At 56.2% G+C, this 14,667-nt stretch carries 11 protein-coding genes, 2 tRNA genes and 1 pseudogene; 5 read left to right on the top strand and 9 right to left on the bottom strand.

Annotated elements, in window-relative coordinates:
* Positions 1–40: 40 nt before the first annotated feature.
* Both mtaB and dapF read right to left on the bottom strand, forming a co-directional pair.
* Positions 41–1,297, bottom strand: a complete 1,257-nt coding sequence (gene mtaB, locus AC2FIP_RS15815) for a tRNA (N(6)-L-threonylcarbamoyladenosine(37)-C(2))-methylthiotransferase MtaB (protein WP_496787156.1) — start codon at positions 1,295–1,297, stop codon at positions 41–43.
* A complete protein-coding gene (dapF, locus tag AC2FIP_RS15810) occupies positions 1,294–2,136 on the bottom strand; it encodes a diaminopimelate epimerase (protein ID WP_496787155.1) in 843 nt (280 codons plus the stop codon). Before dapF ends, mtaB begins: the two co-directional genes overlap by 4 nt.
* Before the next feature lie 212 nt (positions 2,137–2,348).
* Between dapF and AC2FIP_RS15805 the strand changes: the two genes are divergently transcribed.
* Positions 2,349–2,424, top strand: a tRNA-Lys gene (locus AC2FIP_RS15805).
* 24 nt (positions 2,425–2,448) lie between these two features.
* Here AC2FIP_RS15805 and AC2FIP_RS15800 read toward each other — a convergent pair.
* Both AC2FIP_RS15800 and AC2FIP_RS15795 read right to left on the bottom strand, forming a co-directional pair.
* Positions 2,449–2,532, bottom strand: a pseudogene (locus tag AC2FIP_RS15800) (IS6 family transposase); the annotation flags it as partial.
* 143 nt (positions 2,533–2,675) lie between these two features.
* A tRNA-Thr gene (locus AC2FIP_RS15795) sits at positions 2,676–2,751 on the bottom strand.
* Between the two features lie 176 nt (positions 2,752–2,927).
* On the opposite strand from AC2FIP_RS15795, the gene AC2FIP_RS15790 reads away from it, so the two are divergent.
* The 3 genes from AC2FIP_RS15790 to arsJ are packed head-to-tail and all read left to right on the top strand — an operon-like array spanning position 2,928 to position 6,012.
* The gene (locus tag AC2FIP_RS15790; protein ID WP_281973705.1) at positions 2,928–3,761 is read left to right on the top strand and encodes an arsenate reductase/protein-tyrosine-phosphatase family protein; all 834 of its coding nucleotides are present in this window, start codon (positions 2,928–2,930) and stop codon (positions 3,759–3,761) included.
* Positions 3,758–4,756, top strand: a complete 999-nt coding sequence (locus tag AC2FIP_RS15785) for an ArsJ-associated glyceraldehyde-3-phosphate dehydrogenase (RefSeq protein WP_496787153.1) — start codon at positions 3,758–3,760, stop codon at positions 4,754–4,756. The genes AC2FIP_RS15790 and AC2FIP_RS15785 overlap by 4 nt, the downstream gene beginning before the upstream one ends.
* The gene (gene arsJ / locus AC2FIP_RS15780) at positions 4,753–6,012 is read left to right on the top strand and encodes an organoarsenical effux MFS transporter ArsJ (protein WP_496699570.1); all 1,260 of its coding nucleotides are present in this window, start codon (positions 4,753–4,755) and stop codon (positions 6,010–6,012) included. The genes AC2FIP_RS15785 and arsJ overlap by 4 nt, the downstream gene beginning before the upstream one ends.
* 411 nt (positions 6,013–6,423) lie before the next feature.
* Here arsJ and AC2FIP_RS15775 read toward each other — a convergent pair whose 3' ends face one another.
* From AC2FIP_RS15775 to AC2FIP_RS15755, 5 genes are all read right to left on the bottom strand, one after another.
* Positions 6,424–8,823 carry a trimethylamine N-oxide demethylase gene (locus tag AC2FIP_RS15775; protein WP_496787151.1) on the bottom strand — a complete coding sequence of 800 codons (2,400 nt, stop codon included), beginning with the start codon at positions 8,821–8,823 and terminating at the stop codon, positions 6,424–6,426.
* Positions 8,820–9,191: a cupin domain-containing protein gene (locus tag AC2FIP_RS15770; RefSeq protein ID WP_496787150.1), complete on the bottom strand. Its 372-nt coding sequence runs from the start codon at positions 9,189–9,191 to the stop codon at positions 8,820–8,822. The genes AC2FIP_RS15775 and AC2FIP_RS15770 overlap by 4 nt, the downstream gene beginning before the upstream one ends.
* Position 9,192: 1 nt before the next feature.
* Positions 9,193–11,175, bottom strand: a complete 1,983-nt coding sequence (locus AC2FIP_RS15765; protein WP_271951749.1) for an ABC transporter permease — start codon at positions 11,173–11,175, stop codon at positions 9,193–9,195.
* Positions 11,175–12,203, bottom strand: coding sequence for a quaternary amine ABC transporter ATP-binding protein (locus tag AC2FIP_RS15760; protein WP_496787149.1), 1,029 nt, complete (start codon positions 12,201–12,203; stop codon positions 11,175–11,177). Before AC2FIP_RS15760 ends, AC2FIP_RS15765 begins: the two co-directional genes overlap by 1 nt.
* Before the next feature lie 83 nt (positions 12,204–12,286).
* Positions 12,287–13,240 (bottom strand): ABC transporter substrate-binding protein, encoded by a 954-nt coding sequence (locus tag AC2FIP_RS15755; RefSeq protein WP_271951752.1) that lies wholly within the window; start codon positions 13,238–13,240, stop codon positions 12,287–12,289.
* A 239-nt stretch (positions 13,241–13,479) separates the two neighbouring features.
* Between AC2FIP_RS15755 and AC2FIP_RS15750 the strand changes: the two genes are divergently transcribed.
* Positions 13,480–14,415 (top strand): LysR substrate-binding domain-containing protein, encoded by a 936-nt coding sequence (locus AC2FIP_RS15750; RefSeq protein ID WP_496694612.1) that lies wholly within the window; start codon positions 13,480–13,482, stop codon positions 14,413–14,415.
* The last annotated feature ends 252 nt before the right edge of the window (positions 14,416–14,667 follow it).

Here is a 14,667-nt window from a genome sequence, read left to right as displayed (position 1 = left end):
TTCATCCCCGAGGTATTTTTTGGCCAGATGAAGAGGCGGATCAGGCGCTGAGCTGCGTATCCGAGCGGCCGGTGATCGTCGCGGTCACGATTTGCCCTTCGGGTTGAGGGGTATTGAATGTGACTTCGGTGAATTGCGCGGTCCGGCCCATATGGGGGGTCTCCATCAGGATGTGATGGGTTTTGCCGAGTTGAGCGGTCAGGTGTTTGGTAACCTGCGCCTCGCCAGCGGCGCGCAGGCGGGCGGCGCGGGTTTTGATGACATTGCCGTTGACCTGCTGCGGTATTCTGGCCGCGGGCGTGCCCTCGCGTTTGGAGTAGGGGAAGACATGCAGCCATGTCAGATCGCAATCGGCAACCAGCCTTAGCGAGTTTTCGAAATGGGCCTCGGTCTCGGTCGGAAAACCGGCTATGATGTCAGCGCCAAAGGTCATCTCAGGGCGCAGCTCGCGGGCCTCTTGGGTAAAGCGGATCGCATCGTCACGCAAATGGCGGCGTTTCATCCGCTTCAGGATCAGATCGTCGCCATGCTGCAGCGACAGATGCAAGTGAGGCATCAGGCGGCGTTCTGTGGCAATAGCCTGCATCAGGTTTTCATCGACCTCGATCGAATCGATCGAGCTGATCCGCAGGCGCGGCAAATCAGGCACCAGTTTGAGGATGCGCATAACCAGATCACCCAGCTTTGGCTGGGCAGGCAGGTCAGCCCCCCATGAGGTCAGGTCGACGCCGGTCAGAACGACCTCATTATAGCCCTTATCGACCAGACGCTTGATCTGGTCCAAAACAACGCCCGCGGGGACGCTGCGCGAATTACCGCGGCCATATGGGATGATGCAGAAGGTACAGCGGTGGTCACAGCCATTCTGAATCTGTACATAGGCGCGGGAACGAGTGCCAAACCCATCGATCAGGTGGCCAGCGGTTTCGGTAACCGACATGATGTCATCAACCTGGACGGCCTCGGTTTCACCAATGAAATCCGCCGCCATGCCTTTCCAGGTTTCGGGTCGCATCTTTTCAGTGTTGCCAATGACGGCATCGACCTCTTCCATCTGGGAAAAGGTCTGCGGTTCTGTCTGCGCGGCGCAGCCGGTCACAATCAGCCGGGCATTCGGGTTTTCGCGGCGCAGTTTGCGGATTTCCTGCCGGGCCTTGCGCACTGCCTCGGCGGTCACGGCGCAGGTATTCACCACCACCGCATCGGTCAGACCGGCCTGTTGCGACAGCTCTTTCATCGCCTCGGTCTCATAGGCGTTCAGGCGGCAGCCCAGCGTGGTGAATTTGGGCGGGTTCATCCCAGCGACCTCAGGAATTCCGGCGTCAGCATGCCTGAGAAGACATGGGCGGTAGGGCCGGTCATCCAGACGCCATCGTCGCGCCAATCAATCCAAATCGTGCCGCCGTCCAGCTCGATCTGAACCTTGCGTCCGGTCAGGCCGCGCCGGGCTGCGGCCACGGCCGTTGCGCAGGACGAAGAGCCAGAGGCCAGGGTGATGCCAACGCCCCGTTCCCATACGCGCATGCGGATATGATCCGGACCGATCAGCTGTGCCACTTGTACATTGGTCCGTTCTGGATAGAGCGGATGATATTCATACCGTGCGCCGAACTCTGCCAGCGGAATCGCCTCGGCATTGTCGACAAAGAAGGTGCAATGCGGGTTTCCCATGCCGGTGGCGGATGGGGCGCCTTCGATCGGCAGTTCCAAGGTGTCCACGTCTTCGGTCAATGGAATCTCGTGCCAGTTCAGCTGCGGCAGTCCCATATTAACCGAAGTCAGCCCGTCCCCCGCATCGCTTGCATACAGCGTTCCCCGCTCGGTGGTCAGGGTCAGGGTCTGTTTGCCGGTTTCCTCCATCAGAAACCGCGCGATACAGCGGGTGGCATTGCCACAGGCGGCCGAGGTCGAGCCATCGGCGTTGTAGAACACCAGATGGGCATCTGATACGCCATTTTCGATGACGGCGAGCTGATCAAAGCCGACCCCAAATTGCCGATGCCCAATGGCTTGGGCCAAGGCTGGAGTCACCCCGACCTCATGCGCGCGCGCATCCACAATGACAAAGTCATTGCCCAGCCCATGCATCTTCATAAAGGGCAATCCGGTGTTCTGAATTCCTTGCATGGCGGGCATATAACGTTGCTGCGGATGGGAATCCACCCTGTGGCGCAGATTCGTGAAAAAAGGGGTTGACCCCCTTGCGCCACCTGCCTAAGTAGGCCGCCTATCGGGACGCCGTTTCGAAAGAAACTACAGGCGTAACGAGGTGTGAAATAAGGTCTTGAACCCAGTCGGGAAAATGCCTTACAGAGCGCCACGGATCCAAAGGATCCAAACAAAAGAGTGGGCCGTTAGCTCAGTTGGTAGAGCAACTGACTTTTAATCAGTGGGTCGCAGGTTCGAATCCTGCACGGCTCACCACTTTTTACATAACACCAAGGCGTTACGCAGGATCAGATTGAAGCGAACGTATAGCCACACCGCATGTGCGATGATCTGCCGAGGAGATCCGTGGCGATTGTAGCTGATCGGCGATGGCTTCTTCGATGTCACCTTCGTCCAATAGCGGGTGTGAGAAACCAAACGGCAAGTTGACGGGACAAAGCCCTTCGAAGTGCGGAAATCACTTTACGTTCAAGTGGTTGCGATTTCTGCTGACCTCTGAAATTAAATGGTGCCTCAAGAGGGACTCGAACCCCCGACCTTGTCCTTACGAAGGACCTGCTCTACCAGCTGAGCTATTGAGGCAAGCGAGGCTCGTTTAAACCCTCGTGCGGGTGCTTGCAAGCGGTGAAACCCCGGGTTTCATGACCTCAGAAGCACCTGTTTCCGCATTTTGTTATCACCGTTCATTGAGAGTCCGGCGCGCACTGGAAATCGGAACCGGGTTGACTGTAGTTATATATTTCCATATTTCATGAAATATGGATATTATAGCAACAGAACAACTGGCGACTTTGGGTCACCCGCAACGGCTTTCAGTGTTTCGCATGTTGATGCGACGCTTTCCTGACGCTGTCCCGGCCGGAGAGCTTGCCTTGGGGCTGGGGATCAAGCCCAACACATTATCGAACTATCTGAACGCGTTGCGACAGGCGGGGCTGGTCCGGCAGAATCGGTCTGGTACCTCTTTGCTCTACTCGATCGAGATGCAGAATGTGCAGCAGATGCTGGATTACTTACTGAACGACTGCTGCCGCGGACGCCCCGAAATCTGTATCCCGTCAGGCTGGGAAAGCGACAGATCAGCGGACCGAAAATATAACGTTCTTTTCCTGTGCGTTGGCAATTCCGCCCGTTCGATATTTGCTGAATCTATCCTTCGCGCGCTGGCGGGTGAGCGTTTCAACGCATATTCTGCGGGAACGCAGCCTTCATCCGGGCTCAACCCTATAGCGGTGCAGGTCCTTAAGGACAAAGGGCATGATGTTTCGGCTCTGCGCTCGAAACATATGTCAGAATTTGCCGCCTCTGACGTGCCCGAGATGGATTTTGTCTTTACCGTCTGCAATCAGGCCGCGAATGAGGAATGCCCGGCATGGGATGGCCAGCCGATCAGCGGTCACTGGGGCGTGGTCGACCCGGTCATGGCGACAGGCACGAAGGCTGAAAAAAGCCTGGCCTTCCAGAACGCCTATGGTTCGCTCAGGCGCAGGATCGAGGCCTTTACCTCGCTGCCGGTCGAAAGCCTCGACCGGATCGCGTTGCAATCTGCTGTCGACGATATTGCCAGAACATCTGACGAGGACATGACATGACAACCTACGCCGTGAATGGCCTTGGCCGGATGGGCAAGCTGGCCCTGAAACCACTATTGGAGAAAGGCGCAAAGATTGCCTGGATCAACGACGGGATCGGTGATCCAGAAATGCACGCTCATTTGCTGGAATTCGACACGGTTCATGGCCGCTGGGAAGCAGATTTTGACTATGACAAAGACAGCGTCGCCATAGAGGGTATGCGCTTGCCGTTTGTCGGTACCCGCGACCTGAACGCGCTGCCACTGGACGGGGTCGACGTGGTGATTGACTGCACCGGCGCCTTCAAAACCGAGACCAAGCTGGCGCCATATTTTGATGCAGGCGTCAGGAAGGTTGTCGTCTCGGCACCGGTCAAGGATGGCCCGACCGCCAATATCGTGATGGGCGTGAACGAAGGTACATATGATCCGAGCGCGCATCACATCGTGACGGCTGCGTCCTGCACCACCAACTGCCTGGCGCCGGTGGTCAAGGTGATCCACGAAAATCTGGGCATTCGGCACGGGTCGATGACCACGATCCATGATGTGACGAATACGCAGACCATCGTGGACCGACCCGCCAAAGACCTGCGCCGCGCGCGCTCGGCCCTGAATTCGCTGATCCCAACCACCACCGGCTCGGCCACGGCAATCACCTTGATCTACCCCGAGCTGACAGACCGGTTGAACGGCCACGCGGTCCGGGTGCCGCTGCTGAATGCCTCGCTGACCGATTGCGTGTTCGAAGTGGAGCGGGAAACAACCGTCGAAGAGGTCAACGCGTTTTTCAAAGAAGCCGCCGATGGAGATTTGAAGGGTATTCTGGGCTATGAGACCCGCCCTCTGGTCTCGACAGACTATACCAATGACCAGCGCTCCTCGATCATCGATGCCCCGTCGACCATGGTGGTGAACGGCACCCAGGTAAAGATCTACGCCTGGTATGACAATGAGATGGGATACGCGCACCGTCTGGTCGACGTCGCGCTCATGGTCGGAGCCGCGCTGTGACCCAGCGGCCCGAAGGTTTGTCGGCCTATATCGCGGTCACGGCAGCCTATTGGGCATTCATGCTGACCGACGGCGCGCTTCGTATGCTGGTGCTGCTGCATTTTCATACGATGGGCTTCTCGCCGGTCCAGCTGGCCTATCTGTTTGTTCTGTATGAAATTGCCGGTATCGGCACCAATCTGGCGGCGGGCTGGATTGCGGCTCGGTTCGGGTTGACCTCGACGCTCTATGCGGGGCTTGGCCTGCAGGTGGGGGCGTTGCTGTTGCTGACACAACTAGACCCTAATTGGGCAATTCCTGCCAAAGTGGCCTTTGTCATGATCGTTCAGGGTGCCAGCGGCGTGGCCAAGGATCTGGCCAAGATGTCTTCGAAATCCGCCGTGAAACTGCTGGCCCCGACCGAGGATGGCGGCCTGTTTCGCTGGGTTGCCCTGCTGACCGGGTCCAAGAACGCGGTCAAAGGGCTGGGCTTTTTGCTGGGTGCAGGTCTGCTGGCCACGTTTGGCTTTAACTGGGCGGTGCTGGCCATGGCTATGGTGCTGGGCGTCATCATGATCGCGGTTGTTCTATTCATGCCGCCGGGCCTGCCCAAAGGGCGTAAAGGCGCAAAATTCTCTGAGGTTTTTTCGAAATCCCCCAATATCAACTGGCTGTGCCTGTCCCGCCTGTTTCTGTTTGGCGCGCGCGATGTGTGGTTTGTGGTCGGGATTCCGATCTATTTCTATGCGGTGCTTTCCGACGGGTCCGAAACCGGGAACCGAGCGGCCTTTTTCATGATCGGGACATTCATGGCGGCCTGGATCATCCTATACGGCGCAGTTCAGGCCAGCGCCCCGAAGATCCTGCGCGCCTCTGACCGGTCCGAGCCCCAATTGATCCGCGCCGCGCGCGATTGGGCCGTAGCCCTGTTCTGCGTGCCTGCCGCCCTGACCGTCGCTGTGGCCTTATCCTCGGGGCCCGCCACTTGGCTGACCATTACGCTGGTGATCGGCTTGCTGATCTTTGGAGTGATCTTTGCCGTGAACTCCTCGCTGCACTCCTATCTGATCCTGTCCTTTTCTCAGGCCGAGCGGGTCACGATGGATGTCGGTTTCTATTACATGGCCAACGCGGCCGGCCGATTGCTGGGCACAGTGCTGTCTGGCCTCACTTACCAGATCGGTGGTTTGGCAATGGTTCTGGGAACAGCCGCAACAATGGTCGCTCTGTCCGCGATGGCCTCGGACAGGATGCAGGACCGTTTGGCGGTGGGTTAGCATTCTCACCAAGCTTGCTCGCGAATGCGGCATGGACTTCATAATTTTTGCGGATGAATTCTGTGACGGGACAAGTGGAATTAGCCCCTACATGTTACGCTATCCGGTAGAAACGCTTTGTTGGCGATGCCGCAGGGCATTTCAGCGGATCCAATTTGTTGTTTCAAAATCTCAGTGGCACACTCGGGAAGCGCGCAAAGCCACGCGTTCGAAAGCTCACTGAAGCAAAAGACTATTTTGATTGGTACCCAAGCAATAAGGCTTGCAGTGGTTCGTGGCCGACCGCTCAGCCTTAACAATCCGATATCACTGCCCAGAGGCATTTGACCTGGAATGCCACCACTCGAATTGCATGAGGTCCGAGCATCAGCATTCCTTGGTCGGGTAGAAGTTAATGTCACACCACCGTGGCTATTCTGCAGCGTTCGGAACCGTCGCTTCTGCGTACATTCCCTTCACACGTTCCTTTGTTGGATCGAAATGCGGGAATGGCACGATCTTGGCTTTCAACCGCTTTTGTTGGCCGTCCAGCTGCCCGATTTCGATGTCCGCTCCAACGATGGCATGGGTAACCGAAATCCGACCCAAAGCGATGACCTTGCCGAGGATGGGTGATTTCATCGCGCTGGTAATCTCTCCGACCTGCGCTTTCCCAACGCGCACGCAGTCACCGGGTGAGGGGACCGTACCCCCTTCGATCTCAAATCCAACCAGTTTGCGGTGTGGGTGGACCTTGCGCTCCTCTATCGCCGCCCGCCCGATGAAGTCGTCGTCCTTTGATTTCAGCGGCACAGTAAAGCCGATGCCGGCCTCGAACGGATCGGTCTGATCGTCGAATTCCGACCCGGCAAAGATCAGACCGCCCTCGATCCGCAACATGTCCAATGCGGCCAGGCCCAGAGGCGCAATGCCATACTCTTGGCCCACCTCCCAGACACGATCAAAGATTTCGACGGCATCCTTGGGATGGCAGAAGATTTCATACCCAAGCTCTCCGGAATAGCCGGTCCGAGAAATTACAACAGAAGTCCCCTGCACATCACCAACCCGCGCGACCGAAAGCCGGAACCACGGCAGTTCGTCGATCGTTGGTTGCTGAGGCGGTGTCCAGAATATCTTGGAAAGTATGTCGCGGCTATGCCGCCCCTGAACTGCAATGTTGTGCAACTGGTCCGTAGAGTTGCGCACCCAGACATTCATATTGCGTTTGAGCGCCTGTTCCTGCAGCCACAACCCGCTGGTGTCATTCCCACCGATCCAGCGGAAGTTCGTCTCACCCAACCGGTAGACGGTGCCATCGTCGATCATACCGCCGTGCTCATAGCACATGGCGGTATAAACGACCTGACCAACGCTCAGTTTTTTCATGTTGCGGGTCACGCAAAGCTGCATCAGTTCTTCGGCGTCAGGTCCCACGACTTCGTATTTGCGCAGCGGGCTGAGGTCCATGACAGCAACCTTGTCCCGGCAAGCCCAATATTCGGCAATCGCGCCATGATTGGTCATCGTGTTGGGCAGCCAATAGCCATTGTATTCGACGAAATCACGGGTGTGCCGTGCAAAGCAGTCGTGAAATGCTGTTTTCTTAGTTTCTTCCACATCCGCCTCCGCAGATTTTCTATAGCCATAGGACCGCTTGAAATCCTCGGTCGCCTTATAGGTTCGCACTTGAATGTCTGTTGGATTCCAGCCATTTGCCGGGTCGATATCGCAGGGACAGCCCGTGCTGACGCAAACCAGATCGGTCAGGGCGCGCAGCAGGACGAAGTCACCGGGTCGCGACCACGGATCGTCCATGCCAATGGCGTTGGTGTCATCCAGCATCGTGTTGAAAAAGAAGTTGATCGCTGGCCAGCCACCGCGCGGCTTGATGCCATATTGGTCCAGATCCTTGTTGATATTGTCCGAACAATTCACATGGCCGGGATAACCAAGGTCTTCGTAATATCGCGCCGTACAGGCCAGACCGAACGTGTCATGGCGCCCACAGGTATCTTGAACGATTTCGATCAGGGGCTCTTGATCTACTGACCAGTACTTTGAGAAAATCCCGGGTTGAGGATACAAGCTGCCCATCAGGCTGCGTGTTGTTGTCGGGTCGATTTCACGCTCGATCCCCTGATCCAGTGCGCGGCGGCTGAATGCCTGAAAATCGGAACACTCTCGGCCACGAATATCGACGATCTGGATGAATTCACCGGCCTTCACTTCATATGAGTGCGCATTTCCCGGCTGAATATTGAAATCCTTAAGCGGATCGGCCAGCGGATCGGGCGGTCCGACATCGGGCTTTTCCAATCCGGGCGCTGAGCGCTGGATGTACAAGATGATATCCGTAGGAGGGTTGTTGTCCTCGGGGCGCATAGCCTTGCCTGGTGCAGCGACAATCAAAAGACCATCGCTTTCTGCCACGAAATGCACCATGTCGCCGGGGCGTGACCCGTCAGCGAATGCCCGGATTGCGTCGCCTTTTCCGATGTCGAAGCCCGCGATTTCCAATGCACGCAGAACTTTTTTGCCAGATGCTGATCCATTTGCGAGGGTTGCGATCAAACCTTCGGGCCGTCCATGCCCCTGTGTGCCCAGCATGGCTGCATCGGAGCTTCGGTCAGGGGAAAAGAAGACCATCTCAGCCGGTTGCATCCCATCGCGATCCAGCAGCGTGATGGTATCGCCCTTGGACACCGGTACCGCGCGCGACCCCATTCCGGGGATCGGGTGGCGTTCCGTTCCATGCGGCAGGATCGGAAGGCCGGGGGCCAGAACCCCGCTGCGTTCGAATGGAACTTCGAAGACCGGCTTCACATTCATAGTGTGTTTTCCTGAATGGCTTCGGTTGCACCGCGATGGGTGACCACCAAGAGGCATCCCGCCTCGGTTCGCGAATAGTGGCTGAACCCGGCAGCAAGGCTGACAAAATCGCCGCTGCGATATCGAAACCCGTCGTGGTCGGTCAGATCGCCCTCAAGCACAAAGAACTCTTCCGGCCCGTAATGGACATGAGGGTTCGAACGTGTGCCTGGCGCCATCTTCATCAGATAGCTGCCTTGTCCGGTTTCTTCATCGAAACTGATATTCTTCCACCAGACCTGCGCATCGGGCAGGCCGTCCATTCGCATCCGGACAAATCCGGGGTCATCGAAGCGGATAACGGTGCGTGCGCTCTGCTGTAGTGCCATCTTAGTCGAGCCCCAACCGCTTTTTGCGCTGATCAGCCCAGCTGCTGATCGCCATGTCGAAGGTAAGCGCCATCAGCGAGACATTCATGCCGAGCACAAAGTTCTTGCCCAGTTCGGTACCTGCCAGAGTTCGTTGAAGTTCCTGCCCCAGATCCTGCGTTCCAATGAAGGCCGCGATAATGACCATGAAGAAGGCGAACATGATGGCTTGATTAAACCCGACCGCCATAGTTGGCAGCGCCAGAGGGAACTGAACCGACATGAGTTTTTGCCGGCGGGTCGAGCCGGACATATCTGCTGCCTCGGTCATTTCCGGCGGCACGTTGCTGAGGCCAATAATGGTGTACCGGATCAGCGGGACGGCGGCGAAGATCAGAATCGAGAACACAACCGCGACATCATTGACCCCGAACAACATGATCGCAGGGATCAAGTAAATGAAGCTTGGGAAGGTTTGCGCAGTGTCGCAAGCCAGCAAAATGCTCTTGGACCAACGCGCGGACCGCGCAGCGACAACGCCCAGGGGGATACCGATCATGGTTGCCAGCGCAACGGCCGAGATCACGGTATACAAAGTGATAACCGACCGATCCCACCAGCCCGAAAACGCGACAATCGTAAAGAAGACTGCTGCGTAGATGCCGGGCTTTCGGCCACCAACCCAATAAGCAAAGGAAACAACCAGCAGGATGAACGCGGGAGTTGGAATGGCGAGTAGCGTATTCCGGAATGGAATCAGAACCTTGACGTTCAGAAACCAGCGCAACCATTCGGTTGTCCCTTTGATCATGTCGATGGCCAGGAACGACTTGATAACCACGTCGATTTCCTTGCCCTGGCTTAGATGCTGCTTGCGGCCAATTTCGGCCAGGATCGGGAAGACCTGAGACAGCAGAGTGAACCCAACAAACAGACCCAGTGCGACCAGCGAAATCTGGTGGCGCTTCCACCATGGGGTGCCGCGTTCGAAGTGCACTGGCTGTTTGACGACCCAGGCCTTTGACATCCGATCCAACGTGACAGCCAGAAGGACGATGGTTACGCCAATCTCGAAAGAACGGCCCAGCTTGAAACTACCCATCATCGCCAGCAGTTTCGCGCCAAGACCGGGCATTCCGATAAAGGCGGTCAGAACAACCATCGCAAGACACAACATGATCACCTGATTGACGCCGACCAGAACCTCGGTCCGCGCGGCTGGAACGTAGACGTGGCGCAACATCTGCCATTTGGTACATCCAGACATCTGGCCTGCTTCGATCACTTCGGGGCTGACTTTTTTCAAGCCCAGAGTGGTCATCAGGATCATCGGCGGGATGGCAAAAGTAATTGTTGCGACGGCCCCAGCTGTCGGTCCGACCTTAAAAAAGATCACTGCTGGCAAGAGATACGTAAAGAAGGGCAGGGTTTGCAGCACGGACAGCATGGGTTTCAGCATCCGCTCGAACCAGCGGTATTTCCAGGCGGCGATGCCCAGTATCAAGCCCAAAAGAAACGCCAGCGGTGCGGCAACCACGATGACAGACATCGTCTGCATGGCGATCTTCCACTGCCCGATCGCGGCCGTCCAGATGAAGGTTCCCGCGCCTAATGCGGCCAGACGCCAACCACCTACGGCGTAGCCGACGACGGCTGCCACTGCGGCGATTGCGGACCATGGGATCGGGCCTAGATTGGGCCAACGGCGCTTGCCTTCCAGAAGGTTCGCTGACGTATCCAGCAGGAACTCAAGCGGACCTTCGGCGATAAATCGTGTGACATAGATCAGGCCAAGATCATTTTGGATAAAGTAGAAGACTGCATCCAGAACCTGCGCCGTCGGCGGAATCGCGGCTTCGGGGATGCGGTTTAGCCATTCGGGCAGAACTCCGACAGCTTTGGCAACGATCAGCACGAAGGCGGCGGCCAGCAGTGTAGTCAGGACTCTGGTTTTTCCCCACGTCCCGTCTGAAGTGTCCGGTACTTCGGTGGACAGCGCCGCCATCATTCAGCTCCAAGCAGAACATTCAATGCGGCGTCACGTTCCAAAACACCGGTGACAACGCCTTTGTCATCCGCCACCGGCAAAAGAATGCGGTTATCGTTGACAAGAACTCGCGCCAGCTCGTGAATGGTTGATCCACCATTGATTGGTGCGCCCTCCAAGGCATGACCGTTCACAGGTTTTGCCAGGCCTTTGGCATGTACGACCCGGGCCTTGTTGACATCTTCGGTAAACTTGGCCACGTACTCGGTGGCAGGGTTCATCACAATCTTGTCGGGGGTGTCACATTGTTCGACCGCGCCGTTGCGCATGATTGCAATCCGGTCTGCCAGACGTAGCGCTTCGTCAAAATCATGCGTGATGAAAACGATGGTTTTGCCCAGCATCTCTTGCAATCGCAGGAATTCATCCTGCATTTCGCGGCGGATCAGTGGATCAAGCGCCGAGAATGGCTCGTCCAGAAACCAGATATCGGGTTCAATGGCGAGCGACCGGGCGATTCCCACTCTTTGCTGTTGGCCGCCGCTCAATTCCCGTGGGAAGTATTCTTCCCGACCTTCAAGGCCCACCAACTTAATGACTTCCAGCGCGCGCTCGCGCCGATCATGACGATCTTGTCCGCGCATTTCCAACGGAAAGGCCACGTTGTCCAAAACCGTGCGATGTGGCAGCAGTCCGAAAGACTGAAACACCATGCCCATCTTGTTTCTGCGCAATTCAATCAGATCGCGCTCGCTCAGGCTCATGATGTCCTGACCGTCAACCTCAATCGTTCCACCTGTAATGTCGTGCAGGCGCGAAAAGCAACGTACCAGCGTCGACTTGCCTGACCCTGACAAACCCATGATGACCAGCATTTCGCCACGGCCAACCTCAATCGAGACATCCTTGACACCGGCGATATAACCATCTGCACGGATTTCATCAAAACCGCGGCCAGCGGGCATGGACTTCAGGTAGCTCTCTGGCGAGGGCCCAAACAGTTTCCATACATTTTTGGCTGAGATGACAGGCGCTGTGGCGGACATGGCTGCCTAACTTTCTTGTTGAGCGCGGCCTTGCATCGATCAGATGGTCAAGGCCGCGCCAGTTTCGGTGGATGTAGCCGGGATTATGAGCTGCAGGAACTGATCCAAGGATCGACGACAGCGCGGTTGGCGTCCAGCCATTCTTCGGCGGCTTCTTCCGGTTCAAGCTCATCAGTATCGACCAGCTTCGCCATCTCGGCAATCTGCGGATTGGTGAAAGAAATCTCTGTCAGGGCGCAATACGCGGCCGGCCATTTGTCTTTCATACCATCCCAGGCTGCCTTTTTCAGGTAACCTTTGGCGGGGTTGCCGCAATCATACAACGCATTCGGGTTAGGACCCTTGGCTGGGTCTTTGTCGCATCCGTCTTCCCATGCTGGGAACTCAACGAACTCACCAGGCCAGACGGCTTCGGCAAAGTTTGGCGTCCAGTTAAAAACCAGTACCGGCGTTTTGTCGGCCTCAGCCGCGCCAATCTCGGCCCAAAGGGCTGCGGCGGAACCCGCATTGATCACGGTAAAGTTCAGATCAAGTGCTTCGGCGCGTTCTTTACCATGCTTCAACCAGTCAACTGGACCATCCAGATACCGACCCTTGTCGCCGGTTTCGGCTGTCGCGAACAGGTGTGCGCAGTCGTTCAATGCATTCCAATCTGGCAGGCCCGGGCAGGATTCCTTGGTCCACATGGGATACCACCAATCCTCACGTGTAACGGCGTCATGATCGCCTGCGTCATGCAGGCCACCTTTTTCCAATGCCGCCCTGTAGGACGCGCCAAACGCGCCTTCCCAGACTTCCATCTCCAACGCCACATCGCCCAGGCGCACCGATTCATAGACCGCCTGGCTGTCGGTGGTGACGTATTCGACGTTGTTGCCCATCTCTTCAAAGATCAGGCCGACAACGTTCGACATCACGATCTGGCTGGACCAATTGTGAATTGGGATCACGATCGGGTCGCTGCTGTCTTCTGCAGTCGCCCCTGTTCCCGCTACTGCTGCCAAAGTTGCAGCAGAAAGGAGGTTTGTAAGTTTCATGTTTGCTCCCTGAGTGATGTTCATTTTTTAGGTTGTGGACTCTTCCGGCCCCGAATTTGTGCATTCTGCGCAGAATCGCCCCAGACGCAGAACAGAAATTTGAGGGTCTTTGGCTATAAATTCTTGAGGCTAACCCGACTTTTTGCTATCTTAACAATTAGTTGCCTGATCGATTGCCAGCAGATGAGGCCAAATGTTTTTCGATCGCTATAACGTCCAGTTCGGGAATCCGCTCTGAAATGCCAAAGAAAACTTCAGTCACAGGGAAAGTCCTTCCACCGCTCGACTATTTGTTGGCGTTTGAAGCTGCCGCAAAGGCGCAGAGCTTTGCGCAGGCCAGTAAGGTTCTGAACATCTCTGAAACGGCGATCAGCCGCAAAGTGCGGTTGCTAGAGCAACACTATGATGTGCCGTTGTTTGTGCGAGGGCACCGATCTGTTTCGCTTACCCAACAAGGGGCCATCCTGCTGGCAACCGTGGAGAAGTCGCTGGACCTGATGCGGGATGTCAGCCGGGATATGCTGGCCAAACATCAGGCCAACACGGTATCGATCTCCGCCACCAACTCTGTCGCTTCTCTTTGGCTGATGCCGCAACTTCGCAAGTTCAACAAATCAAATGGCCGCATCCGTATTTCGCTGGTCTCTTCTGACAGCGACGCAGAGTGCCTGTCGGATTCGATGGACTTGACGATCCTGCGTGGAGATGGCGATTGGCCGGGATACGAGGCACAGCTTTTGTTCGGAGAAACCGTATTTCCGGTCTGCAGCCCAGAGTATCTCAAGAGCAACCCCAAAGCGGCAGATATATCTGCGCTGCCGGAACTGGACCTTATTGAAGTGGCCAGTGGCCATGCAGAGTGGATGACATGGCGCACTTGGTTCAGCGGCAATGGGGTATCGACGTCCTCGATGGAACAGGCAGTGGAGTTCAATACCTATCCGTTGTCAGTGCAAGCAGCTGTCGATGGACTGGGAATTGCATTGGGTTGGGCCCATCTTGTTGATCCTTTGCTTGAAAGCGGCACTTTGGTCAGACCGGTTCTGGGCGCATCAGTGCGAACACAGTCCGGATACTACCTGTTAAAAAGGCCTCTTCACAAAGCTTTCCCAGAGCAGCGCATCGTTGAAGATTGGTTGCTTGGTCTCAGCGCGGGTCGGAAAAGATACGCCTGATCGCTGTGGCCAGCCTCTGTTTCCTAACGATGAATCGAGTAGCACTTTCAGGGAGTGTTAAACTCGCATATTGACCCTAGGGAATAAATATTTACTTTAAAGAAAAATATATGCGAATCTGGCTCGGCTCTTTGCCGTTCTGGTTGGAATACTATTGGCCTATTTTATGCAGGGAGACCGAAACCCAATGAGCTATAAATCTGACATCGAAATTGCGCGTGAGGCGAAGAAGAAGCCGATTCAGGAGATTGG

This window comes from Ruegeria sp. CDSB114, from assembly GCF_059611025.1.
The sequence above is the reverse complement of the archived record's forward strand: the minus strand, read 5'-3'. Positions and strand labels throughout refer to the sequence as shown.

Excerpts from the sequence above, each read along its gene's own strand:
- AC2FIP_RS15750 (WP_496694612.1), top strand. The coding sequence starts at position 13,480 with ATGCCAAAGAAAACTTCAGTCACAGGGAAAGTCCTTCCACCGCTCGAC.
- AC2FIP_RS15755 (WP_271951752.1), bottom strand. The coding sequence starts at position 13,240 with ATGAAACTTACAAACCTCCTTTCTGCTGCAACTTTGGCAGCAGTAGCG.
- AC2FIP_RS15775 (WP_496787151.1), bottom strand. The coding sequence starts at position 8,823 with ATGAATGTGAAGCCGGTCTTCGAAGTTCCATTCGAACGCAGCGGGGTT.
- AC2FIP_RS15765 (WP_271951749.1), bottom strand. The coding sequence starts at position 11,175 with ATGGCGGCGCTGTCCACCGAAGTACCGGACACTTCAGACGGGACGTGG.
- mtaB (WP_496787156.1), bottom strand. The coding sequence starts at position 1,297 with ATGAACCCGCCCAAATTCACCACGCTGGGCTGCCGCCTGAACGCCTAT.
- AC2FIP_RS15785 (WP_496787153.1), top strand. The coding sequence starts at position 3,758 with ATGACAACCTACGCCGTGAATGGCCTTGGCCGGATGGGCAAGCTGGCC.
- dapF (WP_496787155.1), bottom strand. The coding sequence starts at position 2,136 with ATGCCCGCCATGCAAGGAATTCAGAACACCGGATTGCCCTTTATGAAG.
- AC2FIP_RS15770 (WP_496787150.1), bottom strand. The coding sequence starts at position 9,191 with ATGGCACTACAGCAGAGCGCACGCACCGTTATCCGCTTCGATGACCCC.
- AC2FIP_RS15760 (WP_496787149.1), bottom strand. The coding sequence starts at position 12,203 with ATGTCCGCCACAGCGCCTGTCATCTCAGCCAAAAATGTATGGAAACTG.
- AC2FIP_RS15790 (WP_281973705.1), top strand. The coding sequence starts at position 2,928 with ATGGATATTATAGCAACAGAACAACTGGCGACTTTGGGTCACCCGCAA.